28 protein-coding genes and 1 pseudogene are annotated in these 23,502 nt (G+C 65.2%); 16 read left to right on the forward strand and 13 right to left on the reverse strand.

From position 1 onward, the window contains the following. Positions 1-12: 12 nt before the first annotated feature. The 3 genes from G341_RS0111010 to G341_RS23980 form a co-directional block, all read right to left on the reverse strand. Positions 13-291, reverse strand: coding sequence for a hypothetical protein (locus G341_RS0111010; RefSeq protein WP_245556972.1), 279 nt, complete (start codon positions 289-291; stop codon positions 13-15). A gap of 105 nt (positions 292-396) precedes the next feature. Further along, a complete protein-coding gene (locus G341_RS24165) occupies positions 397-612 on the reverse strand; it encodes a hypothetical protein (RefSeq protein ID WP_018179197.1) in 216 nt (71 codons plus the stop codon). A 35-nt stretch (positions 613-647) separates the two neighbouring features. Next, the gene (locus G341_RS23980) at positions 648-803 is read right to left on the reverse strand and encodes a DUF6131 family protein (protein ID WP_018179198.1); all 156 of its coding nucleotides are present in this window, start codon (positions 801-803) and stop codon (positions 648-650) included. A gap of 351 nt (positions 804-1,154) precedes the next feature. On the opposite strand from G341_RS23980, the gene G341_RS23925 reads away from it, so the two are divergent. From G341_RS23925 to G341_RS0111035, 3 genes are all read left to right on the forward strand, one after another. Beyond that, a complete protein-coding gene (locus tag G341_RS23925) occupies positions 1,155-1,310 on the forward strand; it encodes a membrane protein (protein WP_026303540.1) in 156 nt (51 codons plus the stop codon). A gap of 94 nt (positions 1,311-1,404) precedes the next feature. Next, entirely contained in the window at positions 1,405-2,352 is a 948-nt protein-coding gene (locus G341_RS21780) for an NAD-dependent epimerase/dehydratase family protein (protein WP_043451318.1), read from the forward strand. Continuing rightward, complete coding sequence (locus G341_RS0111035; RefSeq protein WP_018179201.1) at positions 2,336-3,256, forward strand: RNA polymerase sigma-70 factor; 921 nt, start codon at positions 2,336-2,338, stop codon at positions 3,254-3,256. Before G341_RS21780 ends, G341_RS0111035 begins: the two co-directional genes overlap by 17 nt. A gap of 17 nt (positions 3,257-3,273) precedes the next feature. Here G341_RS0111035 and G341_RS21785 read toward each other — a convergent pair whose 3' ends face one another. Beyond that, on the reverse strand, positions 3,274-4,542 hold the full coding sequence (locus tag G341_RS21785) for a DUF4185 domain-containing protein (RefSeq protein WP_018179202.1): 1,269 nt from the start codon (positions 4,540-4,542) through the stop codon (positions 3,274-3,276). 201 nt (positions 4,543-4,743) lie between these two features. Between G341_RS21785 and G341_RS0111045 the strand changes: the two genes are divergently transcribed. From G341_RS0111045 to G341_RS0111060, 4 genes are all read left to right on the forward strand, one after another. Next, entirely contained in the window at positions 4,744-5,796 is a 1,053-nt protein-coding gene (locus tag G341_RS0111045; RefSeq protein ID WP_245556973.1) for a LamG domain-containing protein, read from the forward strand. A 12-nt stretch (positions 5,797-5,808) separates the two neighbouring features. Beyond that, positions 5,809-7,983, forward strand: a complete 2,175-nt coding sequence (locus G341_RS0111050) for a hypothetical protein (RefSeq protein ID WP_018179204.1) — start codon at positions 5,809-5,811, stop codon at positions 7,981-7,983. Positions 7,984-8,101: 118 nt separating this feature from the next. After that, positions 8,102-8,374 carry an Ada metal-binding domain-containing protein gene (locus G341_RS0111055; RefSeq protein WP_018179205.1) on the forward strand — a complete coding sequence of 91 codons (273 nt, stop codon included), beginning with the start codon at positions 8,102-8,104 and terminating at the stop codon, positions 8,372-8,374. Positions 8,375-8,393: 19 nt separating this feature from the next. Next, on the forward strand, positions 8,394-9,062 hold the full coding sequence (locus G341_RS0111060; protein ID WP_018179206.1) for an alpha-ketoglutarate-dependent dioxygenase AlkB family protein: 669 nt from the start codon (positions 8,394-8,396) through the stop codon (positions 9,060-9,062). Here the strand turns inward: G341_RS0111060 and G341_RS0111065 are convergent. Beyond that, on the reverse strand, positions 9,059-9,568 hold the full coding sequence (locus G341_RS0111065) for a methylated-DNA--[protein]-cysteine S-methyltransferase (protein WP_018179207.1): 510 nt from the start codon (positions 9,566-9,568) through the stop codon (positions 9,059-9,061). The two genes, G341_RS0111060 and G341_RS0111065, sit on opposite strands and share 4 nt — an antisense overlap. Before the next feature lie 160 nt (positions 9,569-9,728). Between G341_RS0111065 and G341_RS0111070 the strand changes: the two genes are divergently transcribed. Then, complete coding sequence (locus G341_RS0111070; RefSeq protein ID WP_018179208.1) at positions 9,729-10,448, forward strand: 2OG-Fe(II) oxygenase; 720 nt, start codon at positions 9,729-9,731, stop codon at positions 10,446-10,448. A 22-nt stretch (positions 10,449-10,470) separates the two neighbouring features. Here the strand turns inward: G341_RS0111070 and G341_RS0111075 are convergent, their stop codons facing one another. Further along, a complete protein-coding gene (locus G341_RS0111075) occupies positions 10,471-11,280 on the reverse strand; it encodes an SDR family NAD(P)-dependent oxidoreductase (RefSeq protein ID WP_018179209.1) in 810 nt (269 codons plus the stop codon). A 148-nt stretch (positions 11,281-11,428) separates the two neighbouring features. Here G341_RS0111075 and G341_RS0111080 point away from each other — a divergent pair, with 148 nt between their 5' ends. From G341_RS0111080 to G341_RS0111100, 5 genes are all read left to right on the forward strand, one after another. Beyond that, on the forward strand, positions 11,429-12,787 hold the full coding sequence (locus tag G341_RS0111080) for a TIGR01777 family oxidoreductase (RefSeq protein WP_018179210.1): 1,359 nt from the start codon (positions 11,429-11,431) through the stop codon (positions 12,785-12,787). A gap of 374 nt (positions 12,788-13,161) precedes the next feature. Next, positions 13,162-14,127, forward strand: a complete 966-nt coding sequence (locus tag G341_RS0111085) for a sulfate ABC transporter substrate-binding protein (protein WP_018179211.1) — start codon at positions 13,162-13,164, stop codon at positions 14,125-14,127. Next, on the forward strand, positions 14,128-15,006 hold the full coding sequence (cysT, locus tag G341_RS0111090; RefSeq protein WP_018179212.1) for a sulfate ABC transporter permease subunit CysT: 879 nt from the start codon (positions 14,128-14,130) through the stop codon (positions 15,004-15,006). Continuing rightward, positions 14,984-15,787, forward strand: coding sequence for a sulfate ABC transporter permease (locus G341_RS0111095; RefSeq protein ID WP_018179213.1), 804 nt, complete (start codon positions 14,984-14,986; stop codon positions 15,785-15,787). Before cysT ends, G341_RS0111095 begins: the two co-directional genes overlap by 23 nt. 76 nt (positions 15,788-15,863) lie before the next feature. Continuing rightward, positions 15,864-16,382, forward strand: coding sequence for a hypothetical protein (locus G341_RS0111100; RefSeq protein WP_018179214.1), 519 nt, complete (start codon positions 15,864-15,866; stop codon positions 16,380-16,382). Positions 16,383-16,395: 13 nt separating this feature from the next. On the opposite strand, the gene G341_RS0111105 is transcribed toward G341_RS0111100, so the two are convergent. Further along, positions 16,396-17,304 (reverse strand): SCO6745 family protein, encoded by a 909-nt coding sequence (locus tag G341_RS0111105; RefSeq protein ID WP_018179215.1) that lies wholly within the window; start codon positions 17,302-17,304, stop codon positions 16,396-16,398. Between the two features lie 96 nt (positions 17,305-17,400). Here G341_RS0111105 and G341_RS0111110 point away from each other — a divergent pair, with 96 nt between their 5' ends. The 3 genes and pseudogenes from G341_RS0111110 (at position 17,401) to G341_RS0111120 (ending at position 19,954) form a co-directional block, all read left to right on the forward strand. After that, positions 17,401-18,189, forward strand: a complete 789-nt coding sequence (locus G341_RS0111110; protein WP_018179216.1) for an SDR family NAD(P)-dependent oxidoreductase — start codon at positions 17,401-17,403, stop codon at positions 18,187-18,189. A gap of 386 nt (positions 18,190-18,575) precedes the next feature. After that, a pseudogene (locus G341_RS21790) lies at positions 18,576-18,944 on the forward strand (CBS domain-containing protein); the annotation flags it as partial. Between the two features lie 341 nt (positions 18,945-19,285). Next, on the forward strand, positions 19,286-19,954 hold the full coding sequence (locus G341_RS0111120; RefSeq protein ID WP_018179218.1) for a DUF998 domain-containing protein: 669 nt from the start codon (positions 19,286-19,288) through the stop codon (positions 19,952-19,954). Between the two features lie 23 nt (positions 19,955-19,977). Here the strand turns inward: G341_RS0111120 and G341_RS0111125 are convergent, their stop codons facing one another. The 6 genes from G341_RS0111125 to G341_RS23795 all read right to left on the reverse strand — a co-directional run bounded on the left by G341_RS0111125 (position 19,978) and on the right by G341_RS23795 (position 23,482). Further along, complete coding sequence (locus tag G341_RS0111125; RefSeq protein ID WP_245556974.1) at positions 19,978-20,754, reverse strand: GAF and ANTAR domain-containing protein; 777 nt, start codon at positions 20,752-20,754, stop codon at positions 19,978-19,980. A 255-nt stretch (positions 20,755-21,009) separates the two neighbouring features. After that, on the reverse strand, positions 21,010-21,306 hold the full coding sequence (locus G341_RS24420; RefSeq protein ID WP_018179220.1) for a DUF3263 domain-containing protein: 297 nt from the start codon (positions 21,304-21,306) through the stop codon (positions 21,010-21,012). A gap of 223 nt (positions 21,307-21,529) precedes the next feature. Beyond that, positions 21,530-21,949, reverse strand: coding sequence for an STAS domain-containing protein (locus tag G341_RS21795; protein ID WP_155826928.1), 420 nt, complete (start codon positions 21,947-21,949; stop codon positions 21,530-21,532). Between the two features lie 207 nt (positions 21,950-22,156). Continuing rightward, entirely contained in the window at positions 22,157-22,750 is a 594-nt protein-coding gene (locus tag G341_RS0111140; protein WP_018179222.1) for a mycothiol transferase, read from the reverse strand. A gap of 80 nt (positions 22,751-22,830) precedes the next feature. After that, the gene (locus G341_RS0111145; protein ID WP_018179223.1) at positions 22,831-23,064 is read right to left on the reverse strand and encodes a hypothetical protein; all 234 of its coding nucleotides are present in this window, start codon (positions 23,062-23,064) and stop codon (positions 22,831-22,833) included. 151 nt (positions 23,065-23,215) lie between these two features. After that, positions 23,216-23,482: a hypothetical protein gene (locus G341_RS23795; RefSeq protein ID WP_155826929.1), complete on the reverse strand. Its 267-nt coding sequence runs from the start codon at positions 23,480-23,482 to the stop codon at positions 23,216-23,218. Between the last annotated feature and the right edge of the window lie 20 nt (positions 23,483-23,502).

Genomic DNA, 23,502 nt, shown 5'->3' on the forward strand with positions numbered 1-23,502 from the left:
GCCTTTGCGCTATCAGCCCGACAGCGTGTCGTCGGTGTCTGACGGTGCGGGCAGCGGTGGCTCGGGCCGGAGCAACCGGCGTTCGCAGACCAACCGCAGGCGCGCCCAGGTCAGCTCATCGAGGCCGCCGGCCGGTGGCCCGGACAAAAGGGTCCGGAGCCGAAGGAAGAACACGCGTTCGGGTGCCCCGAATTGAGCCCAGATCTCGCCTGCTTCGCCACCGCCGAATGGGGCCCATCGCATCGCGAACGCCAACATCTCGTCGCTGTGCTCACGCCACTGGGATCTCACTGCCGGCCTCCGATCGTGCTGATACGACAACTGCCACAACAGGATTGCGATCGTCGGTCCGACTTCTTCGTGTCGGACTCGACGTTGTCGAATGGACCCGCCGCACTACTTGCTCGGTTGCGGGGTTTTGCAGTCGGATACCTTCGGGTTCGCCCCGAAGTAGTTCAGCGGCCCGGCGATCACCGTTACGGCCGTCGTCCCAGTGCTCACGCAGTTGGGTTCGGTGTGTTTGAAATACCCGCGCTGCCAGGCAGCGATCGCCCCGATGATCAGCCATATGACCACTAGGGTCGCGACCAGACTCATTCCGCGCGTGAACATTTCGGCCTCGACTTCCCGTCAGTGGCTGGGACAACTCAGTAGTAGTGCCGTCGACCACCGACAGCGTGACCGAGCGCACCGAGCGCCGCCAAGACCAGGCCGATGATGAGGGCGACGAGACCGATCGTCCACAGCACCGGAATATTGAAGATGAAACCGAGAATGAGCAGAATGATGCCTACAACGATCATGTCGTGTTCCCCTTATCCGCTGACCTGACTGCCGCACGCCCCCCTGCTGGAGCCGGCCACGCCTTCCGAGCGCATTCCTAAATCTATGTCATCGGAAGTAGATTTAACCGTATATCGGGTTGAGCTTTTCTGTCAACGCGTTCGCTCTGGCGGATGCCAATCGAAAAGCTTCTGCTGCCGCCCCGCGTCATCGATCGGCCCGGCCCCCAGCGATGGCGCCAGGGGATCACCGGATGCGCAGGGTGGATGGTGGAAGCCGGTTCTCGCCCCGGGGTGGACATTGGTTAGCTACGCGCTACATATATTTGCGTTCAGTAAGAGCAGAAAATCTGAACGGGTATGGTCCCGTACATGTTGGCATTTCTAGGAGTTCTGCTTCTCATCTGGATCGCGTTCGTGGTCATCGGGTTCGCGATCAAAGGTCTGGTCTGGCTGGCCATCATCGGGCTCATCCTCTTCATCGCCACCTCGATCGTTGGCTGGATCAGGCGCGGAGCGGACAAGTAAGCTGCGCGCTATCCACGCGCCGATGTCACAGACTGGCCCGTCCCGTTCGTCATAGAGAACGCAGGATCTGTCAGACGGACAAAGGAGCGTGGCTATGCGTGTATTTGTGGCGGGTGGCACTGGTGTCGTAGGACGCCGGCTGGTATCGCAACTGGTAGCGCGCAATCATCAGGTGATCGCGACCACGACTAGTGGAAACAAGCTGGAATTCCTTGGCGCCCTTGGGGCCGAGACCGTGGTGATGGACGGATTGGACCCGGACGCGGTGCGTGACGCCGTGGTTGCCGCGATGCCGGACGTGATCGTGAGTGAAATGACTGCGCTGGCGCCGGAGCACGCCGGGAGACTGAATCCCTTGCGGCCGGGCCGGTTCTTCGAGACCACCAATCGGTTGCGTAGCGAGGGCACCGACAATCTGGTGGCCGCCGCGCGGGCGGCCGGCGGTGCTCACCTGATCGCTCAGAGCGCGGCGTTGTTCAACGCCACGCCGGTGGGTGGTCTGGTCAAGACGGAGGATGATCCCCTCGAGGTTCCCGGTGCCGATGCGATCTACCACCTCGAGAGGGCAGTGCGCGGCGCCGGCGGTGGTGTTGTCCGCTACGGATCGTTGTACGGCGTGGGCGCCAACGATGACCAGATCGATCTGCTGCACAAGCGCATGTTTCCGCTCATCGGCCGCGGCCGCGGGCATGTCTCACTCGTGCATGCCGACGACGCGGCCACGGCGACCGTGTTGGCGGTCGAGCTCAGAGCCGAGGGAGTGTTCAACATCGTCGACGACGAGCCCGCCCCGGTTGCCGACTGGCTGCCCTATCTTGCCGAGTGCACCGGCGCGAAGCCGCCGCGGACGGTGCCGACATGGTTGGCTCGTCCCCTGGCCGGAGAGATGATGGTGACGATGATGACCAGCGGCAGTGGCTTTTCCAACGAGAAGGCCAAGCGCGAGCTGGGCTGGACACTGAAATACCCGTCCTGGCGACAAGGGTTCAGAGAATTTGCCGAACACGCGACCCCCGAGGCAGCACATGAGCAAGGTCGATGACTTCGAACGGCTACGGCCGCTGCTCTTCGCGATCGCCTACCGCATCCTCGGCAGCGTCAGCGAGGCTGAAGATGCCGTGCAGGAGACCTGGCTGCGATGGGAGCAATCGACCACTCCGGTCCGTTCCGTCAAGGATTTCTTGGCTGCCACGGTGACCAGAATTTCCATTGATGTCCTGCGTTCAGCCCGGCGACAGCGAGAGACCTACCCCGGGCCATGGCTGCCCGAACCGCTCCTGGACGACCCCTACGTGGACCCGGCACGAGCAGCCGAGTTGGCTGACTCGCTCTCGACCGCAGCGCTGGTCCTCCTCGAGCGACTCAGTCCCCTCGAACGCGCAGTCTTCGTGCTCCGCGACGTCTTCGGGTTTGGGTTCGCCGATATCGCCACAACGGTCGGGCGCTCCGAGGACGCCTGCCGTCAACTCGCGGTCCGGGCACGCAATCACATGAAGGACAGCCGTCCCCGCTTCGAGGCCGATCGTGCCGGACGAGACGCACTTGCCGCCCGCTTCTTCGATGCCCTCCAGGACGGCGACGTCGATCGGTTGAGACAGCTACTGGCCGCGGACGTCGTTGCGATCGGCGACAGCGGCGGCAAAGCACCTGCGCTGGCCAAGGGCGTCAGCGGTAATCGGAACGTCGCCCGCGCGCTCGCATCGATCTTCGCCAAACTCGCCGCCGTCGAGGCCAGCGTGCAACCCAGGCAGATCAACGGCCAGCTGGGTGCCATCGTCTACGACCGCGACGGCGACATCGTGACAACAATGACCATCGATGCAGGCGCCGAACAGATCCAGACGATCCGATTCGTGCTCAGCCCCGACAAGCTCAGCCATCTGGGCCCGGTCGCCGACCCATGGGAATTCGCCGCTCGCGCAGCACAAATAGGCAAACGCCGGTAGCGCTGGCTATCAGCTGCTCACCATGAGCGGCCTTCCAACGCCCGTTGAAGGGCATCCAGCGCCATTCTGGCGGCGTCGAGCTTCTCCCCTGCCGTGCCAGCCACTCCGCGGTGAGCCTCGAGCGTGGCCAACCAGTCCGGGATCCGTTGTGCAAGAACGGAAGAATTGGGTGTGACCGATACCGAGCTGAGAGTCGTCGCGAACTGCATCACGCGGTAGGGCCAGTTCGTTCTGGTATTCCATTGTGAGACAGCCAGATGGACTCCATGAGCGTCGTCCAGCGTCGACCCGGGGATGATGTAGCCGCCGTACGCCTGTCCCACCCTGCCGCCGGCATGGTCTTCGCGGCGCCAGTCGTGGATTTCAGCGATCGGCGTGGTCTTCACGCGTCGATGAACGTTGTCGGTCGGAGACGCGAGTACACGGTACGAGAGCCCGCTATCGGAGATGCAGAACCCGCCCAGTATCCAATTCGCCTGCTGGCCGACGCCGATCCGCCGAAATGTGGTCTCCCGCCAGGTCTCGCCGTCCGGGGTGATGACGGTCGGCGGGTTCCCCCACGCCCACGCACCATCTCGGTATCCCCAGCCGATGTAGGCGCTGCGATCGCCGATGCCGTCAGGGCGAACTCGGCGGAGGATCATGCCTGAGCCCGACTGGAATGCTGTCGAGATCACGTAGACCCAGCCGTCGTCCGGGTCGAAATCCCATGTCCACGACTGCGCCAGGCCGTCATGCAAGTCGGCCGCGAAGGCGGCCCCGGCTCCCATGTGCCCCCACGTGACACCGTTGTCCGCCGAGCGCCAGATCTCCGTCCAGGCGACGGCCGGGAACCCGCGTATGACCATCGCATGCAGATAGAGATCGTTGCCCACGCGGAGCAGATCACTGGGAATCACCGTGGAGAATCCTCCGTGCTTCCATGGCGGCGAATCGTGGATGTACGGCCACAGCTGGCGCGCGTATCCCGGATCGGGGCCGCCGGCACGATGCCACACCACCGGTCCCCCGGCCTCGCGGCTGCCGATCAGGACAACCGGTGACCGCCAGTCGGACGACCCCACCAGCGCATCCCGCCAGGTGTCGCCGAATACCGCCACGATGTCGCCGTTGGGCGCCTCGACCATCGCGCCGAGGTCGGCGGCGCCGACCCCGAACCGGCTCGACAGGCCGGGCCCGGTGAGGTTGCAGATCTTCATGCCCTCGTTGGCAGTTCGGGCGTCTCGTCGTGTCCAACGCATGTTGGTATCCCCGATGGTCTTGTCCGGATCGTCGCTTCCACTCATGAGCCTACGCAAACATCTGATGCGAATCGCGCAGCACGAACACAATTTCCTGAGCGAACCGAAACATATTGCGCCAGGGCATATTCGGAATATTGTCCGTATTGTATTCGGTTGGCGAATTTGCGCGGTTAGGGCATTAAGGGCAGTTCTTTCGAATACACTTTCCATGCGACCAGCACGACTCGCCGACTGGAGTGTGTTATGGCTGACCCCTGGGAACAGATCCTACATCACACCTATTCGGGAACGCCGGGGGTGATCGCCGACCTGTCGCCGGGTCGACAAGCTTATGGTATGCCGCAACAGATCTCGCTCAATCAGTACTATCCTGACGGCACCGAACCGGGCTCCGGGGTCATCGACTTCCGAGGTGGTGGGGTGGTCACCGCTCGGCTATCCGGCGTGAATCCCCTTCGCGGACTCCGGCTGGAGGTCGCGATCGCGGGCGATCAGCACGCCGAGGGTGCACTCGTCGTCGGGGACGCCTTCTCGCTGGCGATCGGCACCGGTTTCCTGACCCTCTATCTACGTGGCACCGGCGCCACCCCGTCCGACCTCGTGCATGTCGCGCCCTTCCGCCCAGACCCGGACGGCTGGTCCACCGTGGGCTTTCTGCACGACGGCGTGTCGACGGCGTTCATGATGATCGACGGCACGGTGGCTACTCAGATCGACGGCGTCGGCTTGTCGCCGCTGCGATCGGTGACCATCGGCAATAACAAAGAGCTGCAGCGCCCCTTCCAAGGACTCATCGACGACGTCGCGATCTGGCGGGCCAATCCGCATCGAATCAACGACGAATTCTTCGGCCGCCCGATGGACGAGTCGACCCGGCAATGCTGGCTGAGTTGGCTTGCCGCACTGACCGATTTCGCGCGCAACGACCCGGACTGCGTCGCTCGCGTGATGGACCTCATACGCACGGCGATCGACGACATGCTGGCCAGCGGCTCAGCACACAGTGACGGCGTCCGCCGCGAATGGCAGCTGGTCTCTCAGCGCTATCGCGGCCTGTGGCCGACCGGCGACCTCGACGGCGTGGCGCAGCTGCTCGTGGATCACTATGGCTACCTTGTGAACCGCGGCCTCGACCCGATGGCGTCCCAGTCATTCGCCGCCCTGCGCGATGATCCGTGCTTCCAACGCATGGTCGAAACGGTCGGTGCCGCAACATGCGATCCGGACTTCACCGGCGAGATCACCGGAGTCATCAACGGAATCAACGCAATCCGCAATCCGTCCGGACCGAGCTGAGGAATACAGGCCATGACTCGTCTTCCCCTCACGGCCGACACCGGGACCGGTGCCTCGACCTTCGCCACCGCCTCCGTCGCCGCTCCGGCCGATGCGCGGATCATCGTGTTCGTGGCCAGCGCCGAGACCGGGCTGTTCCCCGCCACGCCGGACCCGCCGGCGATCAGCGGACTCAATCTGACTTTCGCACAACTGAATACGGTCGTCATCGAAGGAGTCGACCGCCGCCGGCTGACTGCGTTTATCGCGACGTCGGCTGCGGCGGCCACCGGGGCAGTCACGTTCTCCTTCGCCAACAAACGTCAAGACCTCTGCGCGTGGTCGGTTATCGCGTACACCGGCGTGGCAACCAAAGGTCCGCTTGCCTCGTTCGTTGCCTCCGGCACCGGCACGGACCTCTCGGTGACCACGCCGGTGACCGGCGCCGGTCTGAGTCTGGTCGCCGCGGTCACCGTGGCGGCGGCGACCGCTGTGAATCCAGGCGGCGGAGCCACCGAGGTGCAGGAGGCCAGCAACCAGTCCAGCGGCCGGGAGATCACTCTGGAGACGGCGGGCCGAGATTCTGCCGCTCCCGCGATGACGTGGCAATGGGCCGACAACGCCTCGGCGCTCGGTATCGCCGTCGCGCTGCTGGCCGCATCCGCTCCGACCGGTCCTCGGCGCCCAGGGCCATCCGGTTCCGTACCACTCGTCGAGGTGCTGGCGCGCAAGTTTGCCCCGATTCTGCACCTGCATCCAGCGGAGCGGTTCGTACCCGTCGATGCCAAACGATACGTCGAGCATTCGGCTCTGTGGCAGTCGAATTCGCCGTTCGATACCACTGACAGCTGGGGCGGCGTGCCCGGTGATCCATACCCTCGCCGGCCGCTTGCCGCGGCCGGCACGATCTCGGCCAGAGTGGGCGAGCCGGGTACATCGATCGGCGACCAGATCCCCGGTACGGCCGGCGGCATGGAGGGCAAGTTCCTGCAGTTCGCCGGCTGGACCGACGGCGCGGGAAGAGCAAGCGACACAATTGATGTCGACAGCGTGTCGACTTACGGCAACGCCGACGCGATCGCGGGCCGCTACGCCAACGAACCGGGTCTCAACGCAAGCCGGTATTGGTATCACGCGGAATACATCGACTCTGACAAGCTCCTTGCGCGGGCGGCGGGGCCCCGGGGACTGGATCGAGTGCTGCAGACGTACGCCAGTCGACCCGCGTTGCTCTGCTACTACTTGTTCTATCCCTTCCACTCCGAGTCTGTCGGCCAGGACTCGGGTGATTGCGCGGGATCGGTTGCTGCACAGCAGGCCTTATCCCATGCCGGTGATTGGCATTGCGTCGCCTTGCTGTTCGACGAACCCGAGGATGACGCACAGAACACCGAACCGCGATTGGTCGGTACGACCGTGTCGCGCCTGTCGGCCGACGACGGCGGCTCCGCATTTCCCGCCTACTCCCGGGACGCGGCCGGTGGCCCGACGATGACGGTGCGCTCGTGGAGACCGGCAACGGGGCTCACGAGCGGACTCCCGAAACTCGTGGACGGGCATCCACGCATTTACGTCGCCGACGGAACGCATTCGATGTATCTGTCGCCTGGCGAGCGGCCGACGGTTAGCGCCGGCACCGCATTCTGCGGGCGGTTCGACCCGGGTGTTCCGGTCCCGCCCGACCTTATCCCGCATAGCGACGAGGATCTCGGACGAGACATGCTCACGTTCCTGGCGAAGTTCTTGGGCGGCGCCGGAATCGGCGGCGCGCTCGGCGGTGTGCTCGGCCCGGTCGGCTTGGCGGCCGGCTTGGTCGCCGCCGGTGCGGAAGGAGTGCTGCCGCACGCCTACGGACTTGACGTCGTGGGATATGGCGACGTTCCCGATACCGATAAGCCGCCGGAGGCCGAGGAGTCGACGGTGCTGGCGCCGCCGGGCGTGACGGTGCCGAATGTCGCTGTCCGGAACGAATGGGCCTCCCAGCGCGCATTGGACATCGATGGTCGCACCTACGATTTCGTCGTCGACCGGGAGACGCAGACCTTCTGGCCGTCAACCGATCAGGAGTCGGGCTTCCGCGGTCGCTGGGGCGAGCGGGTTACGTCGGATCCCGAGAGCGTCCGCGCCGGACCACAGTTCCCCGACATGGTCGGGCTGTTCCTGGACGCAGTGGCTTACGGCGACAACCGGTGCCTGTTCCCGACCTGACGGCAATGGCGGCCGCAGGACCGACCTCACGTTTTCGACCTCCGCGGCGTTTACTGGATAGCAGCGGCTCGACATCGTCCTGCCGCTGAAACTGGCATTGACGCGAACAGAGGATTCGGTGACGGCGACGAAGACGTATGCGTTGATCGGCGCGGACGGCGCGGCGTATATATCGATCACCAAGGGTCGCTGGGGCGGCCATCGTCGTGACCGAATCTACGGCCGGCTCGACTGCCGGTCGGCCCTATGCGCAATCGCCCGTGGCGGGTATGTCACAGAGCGCGTGTTCTTCGCCGACGAAGCCACTGCGATCGCGGCCGGATACCGGCCCTGCGCGGTGTGCTGCAGTGACCGCTACCGGACCTGGAAATGCCATGTGGGACAACACTGATAACGAGACGCCATCCGCGATGACCTTGTTCACCCCCGAGCCACACCCGGGCGACCGCCACGAACCGGCGGCCGGGGCGATTCACGTTCCGGGCTGGCTCACCCTGGATCAGCAGCGGTGGATCGTCGGCCAATTTCACCGGTGGACGGACGGCCCGGTTCCTATCCGGGCCGCGACGGTTCGGGGCCATCAGATGTCGGTGCGTACTGTCTGCCTCGGATGGCATTGGCAGCCATACAAATACACGCGGGCGGCGACCGACGTCAACGGAGCGCAAGTCCTCCCGTTTCCCGATTGGATGGTCCGGCTGGGGCGTCGCGCGCTCCTGGATGCGGGCTACCCCGAAGCGGAAGCGAACGCATACCTCCCGGACACAGCGTTGGTGAACTACTACGACGCCGACGCCCGAATGGGCATGCATCAGGACAAGGATGAACGCTCGTCGGCGCCAGTGGTGTCGTTGTCGATCGGCGACTCGTGCACGTTCCGGTTCGGCAATGCCACGAATCGCGGCAAGCCGTACACCGACCTGCGGTTGCGATCCGGCGATCTATTCGTCTTCGGCGGTGAATCACGCCTCGCCTATCACGGCATAACCCGCGTCCACCCGGATACGGCTCCAGATGGCTGCGGACTGGCCGCCGGCAGAATCAACATCACCATGCGCACCACTGGCCTAGCCGATTAGAACAGGCGCCCGACCGACTCGGGTGCCGGCGCCTCGAGCTCCAGCAGCGCCCGCTTGCGTTTGAGGCCGCCGGCATAGCCGGTCAGCGATCCGTCCGCGGCGACGACCCGGTGACACGGGATCACGATACAGATCGGATTGGCGCCCAACGCCTTTCCGACCTCCTGTGCGTAGTGGCCATTGCCCAGCTCCGTCGCGATGTCGCCGTAGGTGCGGGTGCGGCCACGAGCGATCGCGCAGGCGATGGTCCAGACCGATCGTTGAAAGTCGTCGCCCACGGCGTCGACCGGCAAGTCGAACACCCGACGGTCGCCGGCGAGGTAGTCGGTGAGCTGCCGTGCCGCTTCGTCGAGCAACACATCATCACCGGAGTCCATCCGCGGCCCGAAGGTATCGTCGGCCGGGCGACGGATGTGACGCCGGAAGTAGAGCCCGGTGATCGCGTCACCCGAAGCGACAAGGGTGATAAGGCCGAGACTGGTCTCTAGGATCGTGTGTCGAATCATGGGTGCTCTCCTTCTGTCGATCCGCTACCGGGTAGACGTCTCAACCGCCGGAAACGTGAGATTCCACGCCGGGTGGTGTGTTACCGCGGTCCTCGATCTCACGTTTCGGCCGTGCGGCGCGTCTTCATGACGAAGGACAATGACAAACGTCTGGAGGAACATGAGCAGACACGATCGGTGGCGCCTGCGGGTTGATGGGGCCGACTGGGATGCGATCGCGGCCGAGCTGGACACGCTCGGCGGCGCGCTGCTCCCCCAGCTTCTGACGCCCGCCGAGGCACGACAGCTCCGCGAGATGTACGACGAGACGTCACGGTTCCGATCCACCATCGACATGGCCCGCTACCGCTTCGGCGAGGGGCAGTACCGGTACTTCCGTGAGCCGTACCCCCAGTCGATCGGCTGTCTCAAACAGGCGCTCTATCCGCGGTTGCTGCCGATCGCTCGCGATTGGTGGACGCGCCTCGGCCGCTCGACGCCGTGGCCGGATTCGCTCGACGAATGGCTCGATCAGTGCCATCGTGCAGGCCAGACCAAGTCGACAGCAATCCTCTTGCGCTACAACGAGAATGACTGGAACGCCCTGCATCAGGACCTGTACGGAGACCTGATCTTTCCACTCCAGGTTGTGATCAACCTGAACGAGCACGGCATCGACCACACCGGCGGCGAATTCATGCTCGTCGAGCAACGCCCCAGAGCGCAATCGCGCGGCACCTCGTTCACGATCCCGTATGGGCACGGCCTGGTCTTCACCGCGCGCGAACGGCCGGTGCGATCAACGCGCGGCTGGTCGGTCGGGCATATCCGGCACGGCGTCTCGCCGATCCGATCCGGCCAACGCCACACGCTCGGCCTCGTCTTTCACGATGCGCGTTGACGATCCCGACGGGCGCGGGGCTCTATGCGCCGAAAGCTCCCTGAATATCGGCGAACGACGGGTTCCGGCGCAGCGTCTGACCGCCGCTGACGTGGATCATCTGGCCGGTCACGAAGCCAGACTCATCGCTGGCCAGCCACACCGCGGTATTCGCGACGTCGTCGGCGACGCCCGGACGCCCGATCGGGATCTCGCGGTTGTAGAGGTTCGCGATCTGCGGAATGTTGAGCCCTCCTGCGGACATCGGGGTGTCGGCGATACCGCCCGGCGCGATGGAGTTGGCGCGGATTCCCTGCGTGCCGAACTCGTTCGCGATCGTGCGGACGATGTGGTCCATGCCAGCCTTGGTCCCCATGTATGCGGCGTGGTTCTCCATCATGATGGTCGCGGTGACCGACGAGATCTGGATGATCGAGCCCCCGCCGGTCATCGCCTTCACCAATGCCTGAAAGAAGCGGAACGGTCCGACGAACTGGATCGCGGCCATCGTGTTGAGATCGTCCTCGGTGGTCTCGAGGAAAGGTTTGAGCAGACCCCAGCCGCTGGTGTTGATGCCGATGTCCAGCCCGCCGAACCGGGACGACGCCTCCCCCACGGCTCGGTCGATCGCCGCCCCATCGGTGATGTCGCAGACCAAGCCGGTGACGCCGAGCTCGTCCGCCATGGCTTCCGCGGCGTCGGGCCGGCGCGCTGCGACCGCGACCCGGGCGCCCTCCTCGACGAACCGCGACGCGATCACCGCGCCGAGATTGCCGGGCGCCGCGCCGAGGATCAGCGCACGCTTGTTCTCGAGCCGACGGGTGCTGGTCCCGCCCTCGTGGTCGTTGGTCATCCGCAGTCCTTTCGCCTCCGCCGTGATGCTCGACCAATCATTACCGCCGGGATCGGACCGCCCGCGGGCTGTCTCATTCCACGGAACACTTTCCGCGCCTGGCCTCTGGGGCCTGCGGTTCCGGCGCAGTGAAACTAGGCTTCCAGAGATGGGACTGCAATATTCGAGTGTCGTTGATGCGCCGCGGGACGAGGTATTCGCCTGGTTCGGCCGGCCGGGTGCGCTGCAACGCCTCAGTCCGCCCTGGGCACCGCTTCGCCCGATCTCCCAAACGGATTCGCTGGAGCGCGGCCAGACGCTGCTGCGGCTCCCGGGCGGATTGCTGTGGGCGGCCGAGCATGACCCCGCCGGATACGACGAATCCCGCCAGTTCGTCGACGAGATAGGTGTGGATGGCGTGCGTTCGCTTCCGGCCCGTCTCGCGGTACCGCGCTGGCGACATACGCATGCATTCGAGGCGGTCGACGACGCGCATACCCGCGTCATCGACCGAATCGACAGTCCCGTACCGGGATTCGCCTTGCGGCGCATGTTCGACTATCGGCATGCTCAGCTCGCAGACGATCTTCGGGCGCATCAGGTGGCACGGGCGAGCGGAACCGATCCGACGACCGTCGCGGTCACCGGATCGTCGGGTCTGGTGGGCACCGCGCTGACGGCGTTCCTCAGCACCGGCGGTCACCGAGTGATCCGGCTGGTTCGGGGTAATCCGCAGCACCCTGACGAACGGCATTGGAACCCAGCCGATCCCGATTCGGCGCTGCTCGACGGCGTCGACGCGGTGATTCATCTCGCGGGTGAGTCGATCGCCGGACGGTTTACCGCGGAACACAAGGACGCGATCAAGAACAGTCGCATCGAACCCACCCGAAAGCTGGCCGAGCTCGCCGCACGCACGGATGGTCTACGGGCATTCGTGTCCGCGTCGGCCATCGGCTACTACGGCAGTGATCGCGGCGACGAGAGCCTGACCGAGGACAGCGATCACGGCGACGATTTCCTGGCAGACCTGGTCGCCGATTGGGAGCATGCCACCGTGCCGGCTGAACAGGCAGGCGTCCGGACGGTCATGGTTCGGACCGGGATTGTGCAGTCGCCACTAGGCGGCACACTGCGGCTGCTGCTGCTGCCATTCCGCGCGGGCCTCGGCGGCCGGCTCGGCGACGGCACGCAGTGGCTGTCCTGGATCGGGATCGACGATCTGGTCGACATCTATCACCGCGCCTTGTGGGATACCGAACTGTCAGGGCCGGTGAACGGCGTGGCACCGGCGCCGGTCCGCAACAGCGACTACACCAACGCCCTCGCCGGCTGCCTGCGTCGGCCGGCAGTACTACCGGTCCCCTCGTTCGGTCCACGCCTGCTCCTCGGCAAAGAGGGCGCCCGCGAACTGGCATACGCCAGCCAGCGGGTCGAACCGTCACGGTTGGCTGCACGCGGCCACCGGTTCCGATATTCGGACATCGAGCCGGCGTTGCGCCACTTGCTGGGCAAGGGCGGCCGCTGAAGCCTGCAGCGCGCAAATTTGCACCCACTCGGACTTTTATTATTGGCCGGTTTCCGGCCGACGCGGGTCGCCGACGTGGTGTCGCGTCGACGACGCATCCTGAGCAGCAACTATCGCCCGGCGGCCATAACGACCGCGTGTGGACCTGAACGAAAGTTCGCACGGGTCAGCATTTTTCGCACCTTCTCCGCGCTCAACCCGGTGTTAGCGTCCTGTGCACCGTAGGGCGGCCACCTCGTGATCCGCCCTACTGCCATCGCAGCATCTTCGAAGAACCGTGGTCGCACCGATCGGTGCGATCGCCCGTAGAAAGGCCTCCCGTGAAGAGATCTCGTTTCGTCGCGCCCGTAGTCGCACTCAGCGCCGCCGCTGTGATGCTGACTGCCTGCGGTGGCGGCAGCAGCGACACCAGCGGGGAGACTCAGGCGGCGGCCAAGACCACGCTCTCCTTGGTCGGTTACGCGGTCCCGCAGCCCGGCTTTGCAAAGGTCATCCCCGGTTTCCAGGCGACTCCGGCCGGCAAGGGCATCGGCTTCACCCAGAGCTATGGCGCTTCGGGCGACCAGTCCCGCAAGGTGGTGCAGGGCCTGGGCGCCGACGTCGTGGCGTTGTCCGTCGAGCCCGACGTGACCCGTCTGGTGAAGGCGAACAAGGTCGACCCCTCGTGGAACGCCGGGCAGTACAAGGGCATCGGTTTCGGTTCGGTGGTTTCCCTCGTCGTGCGCAAGGGCAACCCGAAGAACATCCACACCTGGGACGATCTCCTCAAGCCCGGTATCGAGGTCGTCAGTCCCGACCCGCGCTCGTCGGGCTCGGCCAAGTGGAATCTTTTGGCGCCCTACGCCGCAGCCAGCAACGGCGGCGCCAACAAGCAGGCCGGCATCGACTTCGTCACCAAGCTGGTGAGCGACCACATCAAGACCCGCCCGGGCTCAGGCAGCGATGCATCCAGCCTCTTCCTGCAGGGCACCGGCGACGTGCTGATCTCCTATGAGAACGAGGCGATCAATCTGCAGCGCCAGGGCAAGAACATCGAATTCATCGACCCGTCAACCACTTTCAAGATCGAGAACCCGGTCGCGGTCGTGAAGGGATCACATACCGCCGAGGCGACGGAATTCGTCAACTACATCATCTCGCCGGCCGGCCAGAAGCTATGGGCTCAGGCCGGATTCCGGCCCGTGGACCCGCAGGTCGCCGCGGAGACGGCCAGCAGCTTCCCGGCGCTGGGCAAGGTCTGGACGATCAACGACCTCGGTGGCTGGCCCTCGGTCGACAAGGACCTGTTCGACAAGAACGACGGCCTGTTGACCCAGGTGTACGCCAAAGCGACCGGCTAGATGTCGCTGGCTCACGATCGAGCCGTCACCGCGTCGTCGCCCACCTTCAGTCGCAAGGGTGGGCGACGTACGCGTGCGGCCACTGCACTCGGGATCGGCGCCGGAACCCTCTGGCTCAGCCTGATCGTCCTCATCCCGATCGCCGCGATCATCGCCCGATCGTTCGACGATGGCCTCGGCGCCTTCTGGCACGCCATCACCACCGACGCCGCGGTCAGCTCACTGCGGACGACCGTCGAGACCTCGGTCGTGGTCACCGTCATCAACAGCGTGGTCGGCCTGCAGATCGCCTGGGTTCTGACCCGCGATTCGTTTCCGGGCAAGTGGCTGCTCGACGCCCTGATCGACCTGCCGTTCGCACTGCCGACGATCGTCGCGAGCATCGTCCTGCTGTCGTTGTACGGTCCGGCGAGCCCGGTCGGAATCCATGTGCAGCACACCAAGACCGCGTTGGTGATCGCACTGCTGTTCGTCACGCTGCCGTTCGTGGTTCGCACCGTCCAACCGGTGATGATCGAACTCGAGCGCGAGAGCGAACAGGCCGCGGCTACTCTCGGCGCGAACCGTGCCACGATCCTGCGCCGAATCATCTTTCCCGCCCTGGCGCCCGCCCTGCTATCCGGTGCGGGACTGGCCTTCTCGCGCGCGATCGGCGAGTTCGGATCGCTCGTTCTGATCGGCGGCGGCATCCCGAAGCACACCGAGGTCTCGTCGCAATACATCCGTTCGCTGATCGAGCAGGACAGCCCGCAGGAGGCGGCCGCCGTCGCGGTCGTACTGCTAGGACTGTCATTCGCGTCGCTGTTCGTGCTGCGCGTCGGCGCCGATCGACTGTCCCGACGCGAGGAGGAGCCCCGTGCGAGCAAGCGCCACAGCTAAATACCTCAACCGCGCGTTCACGATCACCTACCTGACGATCCTGCTGATCGTTCCGCTGGGATTGATCCTGTACCGCACCTTTCAACCCGGAATCGGCGCGTTCATCGATTCGATGACGTCGCCGGCTGCGATCTCGGCGATCAACCTGACGTTGCTGATCGTCGCGATCGTCGTGCCGCTCAACGCGATCTTCGGGGTTCTGATCGCGCTCGCGCTGACTCGTGGGACGTGGCGAGGGCGCTCCGTGGTCCAGGCCATCGTCGACCTGCCGTTCGCGATCTCGCCGGTAATCGTCGGCGTCTCATTGGTTTTGGTATGGGGTGTCGGCGGCTGGTTCGGATTCCTGGCCGACTGGGGCGTGCAGATCATTTTCGCGGTCCCGGGCATGGTGCTTGCGACGATCTTCGTGACGCTGCCGTTCGTCGTCCGGGAGGTCGAACCGGTGCTCCGCGAAATCGGGCTCGAGCAACAGGAGGCCGCTGCCACCCTGGGTGCCGCGCCGTGGCAGACGTTCGCCCGCGTCACCTTGCCTGCGATCCGGTGGGGACTCGCCTACGGCGTGATTCTGACGATCGCGCGGAGCCTTGGCGAGTTCGGCGCGGTCATCATGGTCTCGTCGAATGAACCCGGTGTGTCGCAATCGCTGACGTTGCTGGTCTACGGCCGCTACCAGCAGGGCAACGAGTACGGCGCATACACCGGCGCGACGACGCTCATGCTGATCGCAATCGTCGCCTTGATCGGCATGACCGCGCTGGCCCGCCGCAAGGGCAGCGACTGATCGGTTGCTAGCGGGCCTACGATGTACCGAACCAGACGAGACCCGTCTGTCGCAGTAGCCCTGTGAGGTGCACGGTATGTCTGATGCCGACGACGGTGGTGACGCCGTATCGCTTCGACGAGAACGGGCAGATCACCTGAAGGAAAGCCTGTATCTCACGTTCACGGCGCTCGCATTGTCCGTCGCGCTGTCGTACCACGGCGGCATCTCCGCGTCAGCGGCGATCACCACATTGGCGATCACGGTGTTGGGAGCGGTCCTGGCGATGTTCACCGCCGACCTGGTCTCGCACATGGTCGTCCACGAACGAATCATGACTCGCGCCGAAACGCGACATCTCGTCATGTCGAGTTTCGGTGCACTACCCGCCGTCGCACTGCCGTTCATCTTCCTGATCATCGCTGCGACCACCGGCTGGTCGGTGACCACCGCGCTGACCGTCTCCGCCATCGCCCTGACGGTCGCGTTGGTGCTCATCGCACACCTCGCGGTGCGCAGCGTAGAACTCCGGTGGTGGCAGCGGGTGATCGTGCTGGCGATCGAGGGGGCCCTCGGGTTGGGCGTCATCAGCCTGCAGGTGCTCGCTCACTCCTGAGTCGACTGCGGTATCAGCGCTTACGCGTGCCGGGCAGCACGCCGGCGTCGATGACGCGCTTCACGAAGGGCCGCGTCCGATCGATGAGATCGGCGAACTCGGCACCCAGCGCAGCACCGGTGATCGCGTCGGTGCCCGCCTCGATCTCCCGATACAGATCGAAACCCGCGGACGTCAATCGATGAGTGGCGCCACCCGGAATGGGCGCGATCGCCGATTCGGGATCGGCGGACGGATCGCCCTGCGGCTCCAGAAGGCCGCGGTCAGCCAAGGCCAGAACCGCTGTCTCCCAGTCAAGATCGGTCCAGCCTCGACTGATCTGAAAGAATTTGCGTCCCAGCGCTCGACGCTTCACGGTCGGGTCCGGCAGCTCCGCCTCGTGGAACACGCCGGCCTCCAGGCCGGTCAAGCCATGCCGCACGAGTTCCGCAATATGGTTGTCGCCGCGCCATTCTCGCAGCACCGACAGATGGCGCCACAGTTCCAGATGCGGGGCAACCGGTAGGTCCGTTGCGGCCCAGGCGGCCCCGAGTGGCCTGCCCGACACCGGCAGATCCGCGGTCATGGCCCGGTAATCGGGCAGCAGCGGTGCGATATCCGCGACCGCCTCCCCCAGGACCGTGCGGTACTGCTCGTCGAGCATCGCGTAACGACGGTCGTCGATCTCGGCAAGGCCCGCGGCCAGCGCGGCCTGCCACGCCCGATCGATCGTCGCCGGCGCGAAGTTGAAGAAGGTTGCGGTCACCACTGCCGAGACGGTTTCGCCTAGCGGCGCGGCCCGTGCTCCGACGTAGAACGCCTGCGCATCGAGGTCCAGGTCGGTCTGTGCATCGTGCAGACCGGGATTGAAGTAGGCGAGCACGTGATAGGGCTCGAGGGTCTCGTAGGCACGGCGGGCGATCGCTGCGGAAGTTTCGGCCATGGCCCCACCATGCCAGTGCGAGCCCGAACTGGGTAGCGGTTCGGTTAGCGTGAATGAACCTGCGTATCGCAGTGATGTTTTCGGAGGACGGTGGCGATGCCCGAGACGAATACCCTGTCCGGCCGAACCGCGCTGGTCACCGGCGGTGGGCGCGGCATCGGCCGGGCCATCAGCCTGACGCTCGCCAGGAATGGTGCTGCAGTCGCGGTGAACTGGGCGCGGGATGAAGGCGCAGCGCAGGCCACCGTCGACGAGATCCGGGCCGGCGGCCGAACCGCCCTTGCGGTGCAGGGTCGAGTCGACGATCTCGACGCGCACCAGACGATGGTCGACACCGTCGTGTCCGAGCTCGGCCCGATCAGCATCCTGGTCCACAACGGCGGCATCGCCAGCCGCGGCCGTTCCGTCGCGGACACCGGCGCCGACGAGGTGGAGCGACTACTACGCGTCCAGGCGATCGGACCGCACCATCTCACCGGACTGGTGCTACCCGGCATGCGCGCCGAGCCGCGCGGTGACATCGTGATGATCAGCAGCGTCGCCGCGCATACACTCGGCGCCGGCGGAGCGCCCTACAACATGGCCAAGGCCGCACTCGAGGCGCTCGCCCACACTCTCGCGAAAGAGGAAGTGCGCCATGGGATTCATGTGAACATCGTCGCCCCGGGCCTGGTCGCCACCGAGATGGGCGACCGGCTCACCAAGGCCGTCACGCGCGGCAAGTACGAGACGGCCACCGACCTCGACGACTCGTCACCTTTTGGTCGCGTCTGCCGGCCCGAGGACATCGCTGACGTCGTCCTGTACCTGACCTCGGCCGGCGCCGGCTACCTCACCGGTCAGCGCATCACCGTCGACGGCGGGGCGAACGCCTACCGACCGTAGGCGAATCTGACGCGGGCTAGCGCCGCCGCGCCGCAAAGTCAGGTGAGTGGCCCGCGCGGCCCTGCGAAAGCCCCTGTGCGTCAAGGCCATACAGACGTTGTTTGGACGCGTCCGGTTGCGGCATCCCCAGCTCCTGCGCCAGCTCGATCGCCGGCCGCTCCCCGGCACGGAGCAACCAGGATTTCTCGACGCCGTGGCTCGGCGATCGCGTTGAAGACGTCTGACGTCGCCGCGCTCGCGCCATGGCCCGTCCATATTTCTATGTGGGGTACGTGTTAGTGGCTGTCGACACCCTCGACAACATTTCGACCCCAACCACAGGGCCGAATGGCCCTATCCACGAATATGACCGCCTGTGACGCTGCTAGTAGCGGAAAGGAGCGGTGATGCAGGCGCGACACATCATGAGCGGCCCGGTGATGAGCGTGACACCGCGAACATCGGTGGACGAATGTCTGCAGATCGTCGAACGGTCCGGGTTCACCGTCTTGCCGGTCCTCGACGACAAGCGACGGCTGGTGGGGATCGTGTCTGAAGGCGATCTCCTACGTGCGAAGTTCCGCTCCCCGTCCACCGCAATGTCGACGGCCGAAGCGATGACCAGTCCGGTGGTGGCGATGCGGCCGGACGCCGACGTCAGTGCGTTGGCCTCCGCGCTTCTCCGGTCCGGGCTGCGCGGAATTCCAATCGTGCACGGCCACGATCTGGTCGGGATCGTCACGCGCCGGGACCTGATCACCCTGCTCCTGGTGGACGGTGACCGTGGCCGGGGCGGTCCGCTATCAATCGGGCTGTCCGGCAAGGAGATGCAATGAATGAACCGGTGGCTCTCGCCTTCCACGGCGCGGCGCGCACCGTGACGGGCTCATGCATGGAGCCCGAGTCGGTCGGGAGCACGAGTGCACAAAGGACACGGCCGGCGTTCCCGTCGCGTCCGAAGGCCGCGCATTCGTGCCCGCGCCGGTAGCGACGCGGGTGGTCCACGCGCGGCGCAGGCCGTCGGTTCGCAGCCGCGATTCGATACGTGGTTCCGTTGCGAAATATCGCGACGGGTTCGACTGTTGCACAGTGAGGGTCGGGCCCGTGGGAGGCACCGATGGAGGAAGAACCGAATACGACGGTGTCGGCCGCCGCCCTGGTCGCGGCGGGCGTCGGTCCCATCGGCCTGTTGGCCGCGGTCGCAGTGGCTGGCCTGGTGCTCCGCCCCGACAACGGCTATGACCCCGCCCGCGACACCGTCAGTACCCTGGCTTCCTTCAGTCAGACGGACCTCATCATCACCATCGGATTCGGGCTCAGCGCCGCCGGCCTCATCGCCACCGGCCTCACATTTCCCGACATATCGCGGCTGTCGCGCACGCTCCTGATCGGTGCGGGCGGGTGCGGCCTGGTGATCGCGGCGATTCCGATCACCACTGTGTCGACGGTGCACCTGGGCGCCGCGGCGGCGGGCGCGATATTGCTCGCGGCGTGGCCGGTCTCAGCGGCCTCCCGACAAGACCGATCCCCCTTGATGTTTCGCTTCAGGACCAACGTCGGCGCCAGCGTGATGCTCGCGGGGCTGTTGGGCTGGGTGGTCTTCGAGGCGGCCGGCGGGGCTCTCCTGGGCGTCGCGGAGCGGGTCGCGATCTTCGCGGAGATCAGCTGGCCGTTCTTCATCGTGATGAGCCTGTGGTTGTCGCAGCGCCGGCAGACTCCGCCGATCGCGTCCGCTGCGAAGGACGTTGCCGGTCCGCCCCAGATCACCGGTTCGTCGCGGTCATAGGTGTCCGGTTCTGGCCGTCCGCGCTAACCAGTGGGCAGGTCTGTCGCCTCCGCGAGCGTCGGCCGTTCGCTATGGACCAGCCGCGCGGCGATCTCAGCAACAGGAGTATTGGATTCCTGCGACAGCTGTCGAAGTATGTCGAAGGCGCGCACTGCGTCCACCTGAAACCGCTCCATGATCATGCCCTTGGCCTGTCCGATGGTGTCGCGACTGGCCAGCGCGCTTCGAAACTCCTGCCCACGCCGTGCGGTGCTCAGTGCGATGGCGGCGTGAGTCGCCAGCACCGTCGCGAGATCCTCGATCTCTTCATCGAATGCGTGCGCGCTATGTGCGTGCAGATTGAGTGCACCCAGCTCGCGTTCCTCGATATACAGCTGCATCGACAAGGTCGATCTGATCGGGGTCCGCTCCAGGGCCGCCGCAGCAAGCTTGGGCCACCTGGTCTCAATCGCCATGTCATCGATCCGCACAGTGCGCTGCTGCCAGATCGATTCGAAGCAGGGGCCGTCGTCCAACTCGTGCTGAAGCGTGTCGAACAGTTGCGCGATGGGCCCGGTCGCCGCAGTCGATTCCAGCTCCGCCCGGCCTTCGCGATGACGCTTACGCACCAGCGTGATCGCGGCGTCTTCCACTGGCGGCAATACCTCCACCGCTGATCTGGTCACTTCATCGAGAACATGTGCGGGCGTGACATCGTGGTTTACGGGGCCGTGCACTACCCGCGCCAACCGGGCGATCTCCGCGTGAACGTCCACAGCGCTCCTCCCGTCGGACATTGCTGCCGAGCCGAACTCAGCCATTGTTCCAAACGGGGCCGATCAGGAGTAGCTGCTCCACGAGAGCAGGCGCGAAAATCGTTCGTTTCCGTCACCGCACACCAAGTTGCACGGATCGTTTCGTCGGAGCGCGCCCACGCCCTATCCAGACGGCTACGTGCCTATCCTGGGAGAGGACGCCGTCGCATTCCGGAGTGCGGCAATGCCCAGGTCTGTTGGTTCAGACCGGAGCCAGCAGGCCGCCTCGCCAGCGCACGGAGACCGGACCTGATCCGATCGCTAGGTCCGTTGCAGAGAATCCAGCCACAGCCTCCGTCGGGCCACCGATTTGACCGAGTCCATGACAGTCGGACGGATCGGTGCGGGCGGGTCGATGGTCAACTGCCACAGCAGTTCTGTGAAGTAGCGAGTCGACTCAAGGCCCAACTGCTCGCGGATGATCTCATCGGCTCCGCCTCCGTGGCGATACCACCTGAGGGCGAAGCCGACGATCTGGGCGTACTGCCCACGCCCGTACTCATCCGTGTGGATCGTCCGGCTGGATGTTTGGTGATTGGTTGCTCGAGTCGCGCTCATCGCGTCCCTTTCGGAAACGATCCGGCATCTGAAGATCCGCCGAGGTTCACTGCGAACCGGACGGTATGTGTGCCGCCTGCGATCGACCTCGATAGCACAGGCGGCACACTCGCAGGACACCAAGAATGGGTGGCCTCACCGTGGTTATGTCCGAACCGATGAGGGGCGCATCAGTCGTCGGCGTGCAGGCTTGCATACGCCGGCGGCCGCCCCTCGAGTCGGCTCAGCTGCAATGCGCGGGCGGCGAGCGAAGCGGCACAAGATGTTCGAGAGTGCGGGACTCCTCAGCGACGGCGTTCACCGCCATATCCGCGGTATCGAATACCCACTTCGGCCGGTGTTGGCCGACGATCCTGAGCAGTCGATTCGTGGCGGGGCTGGCGACCACGGCACACCCCACGCCATGCCGCCGAGCGAGCAGGGGCAGTTCGGTCAGAATCCACAAACCCCGGGACGCAATGAAACTCACCGCTCGCAGATCGACGACGACATCCACCAGCTCGTCGAATAGTGCGGTCGCGGCCAAGCCGACCTCGTCGGCGTTGGACGCATCCACCTCGCCGCGCACGGCCACCACGGCGGGACGCTGCGGGCCGTGACGCGGCGGCGGATACACATCGATCTGGGCTGGCCGAACGAGCACTTGGCCGTCAAACCTGTTGGAAGAATGCATAACTCATATCCCATACTCAGATTGGAGTATGACGCCGGTGTCACCTGCGATCCAGGCAGTACAGCTTCGGCGATCAATACGGCTGCATGTTCAACCGATTCGATGCTATGCACAGCGCGATTGACACGTCAACACTGAGGCCCCCAAATGCGCCCGGTGCCCGGCCCCGGCCCGCGTTCAGGACAGAAGCGTTCCCGGCTCCGCGACGTAGGGCGTGAAGAAGTCGTTCGCCGGCGAACCGGCCAGCGTGTGGACGAGAGTTTGCACGGACTCGCCGTCGATCTGTTCGCGAATGATGTCCGCATGTCCGGCATGGCGCGCGAACTCCTCGATCTGGTGGTTGAGGAAGAAACGCAACCGGATCGGGTTCGGCTGATAGATCCCGTCCCAGGGTGCCGGCGGCTCAGTGGCCTCGACGTCGGGATCGGCCGCGGCGAGCGCGGCCAGCAGATCTGCACGAGCCGCATCGAATTCCTCGATGGTGCCGGCGACTGTCGCATCGTCGGACACGACGAAGCTCGCCATGTACTCGGCGAAGGCCGCCTCGTCCAATGACCGCTCCACGTGGAGGTTGCGAATGCGCGTCGCTGCGTTACGGGCTCCATGCACCGCGTGCTTGATGATGCCGCCGATCGACAGCGCGCTACGGCAGGGCGTGGACCGCGCCTGATCCTCGGTCAGCCCCAGCGCGGAGGCACGGATGGCCTCAAGCTGCTGGTCAATGTATCTCGCGACGGAAGTCGCCTCATCGTCTCGTGCGGGTGCGTACATGGCAGTGGGTTCCTATTGTTCGGCGACAGGTCCGTCCGGCGCTGCCACCATCCCACGTGCCACCGACAAACTGCCGCGGTTCATCGCCCGGCCATGTCCCATGTTCGGCCGCAGGAACACAGCAAGGTGCTGTGCGGACCGTCCGACCAGCAGGCCTGGGCATGCTGCAGGACGTCGGAATGCCAAGCAATAGAGACGGTTTGGCGTAACGGATCACCGGTGATGATCATCGAACACAGTCGCAGCGCAACGGCGGTGCCGACGATCGACAGCACCGCGAAGACCAGGATGCCGGGCACGAATATGAACTGCATTCCTGCCACGGTGCCGCATTCGCCCCCTTTGCATAAAGGGCCGAATCTCATTGACCGGCCATCTATCGCATCTAGCGAGACCGCTTTGGGATCGCTAAACCGGTACCGTGCAACGGATCTGCGGTGGCTGAGCTGTGCGACCAATCGGGTGTCACGGTGGCGCCGACCGTGACCACTTGCGCGACGCTTCAGGCGCCTTTCGCACCGCTTCTTGTTCGGCTATATCAGCCGGAGTGGGAGTGCCGTCATCCACGACCGGTATCCGTTCGGCGACATACATCGGCAGCTGTCGCCGAGGTCCGCCGTCAACCGGCTCGAGTTCAACATAGCTGAAGGGCGCATGACGAATCGCCGCGATCCGGTAACGCATGTGGCGGCCTCGAACCAACGTATCCAATTGGGTGCCAATGGTGATCATTACGTCTCCTGACTCGAGCT

It is taken from the genome of Jongsikchunia kroppenstedtii DSM 45133, from assembly GCF_000380485.1.
Classification (GTDB): Bacteria; Actinomycetota; Actinomycetes; order Mycobacteriales; family Mycobacteriaceae; genus Jongsikchunia; species Jongsikchunia kroppenstedtii.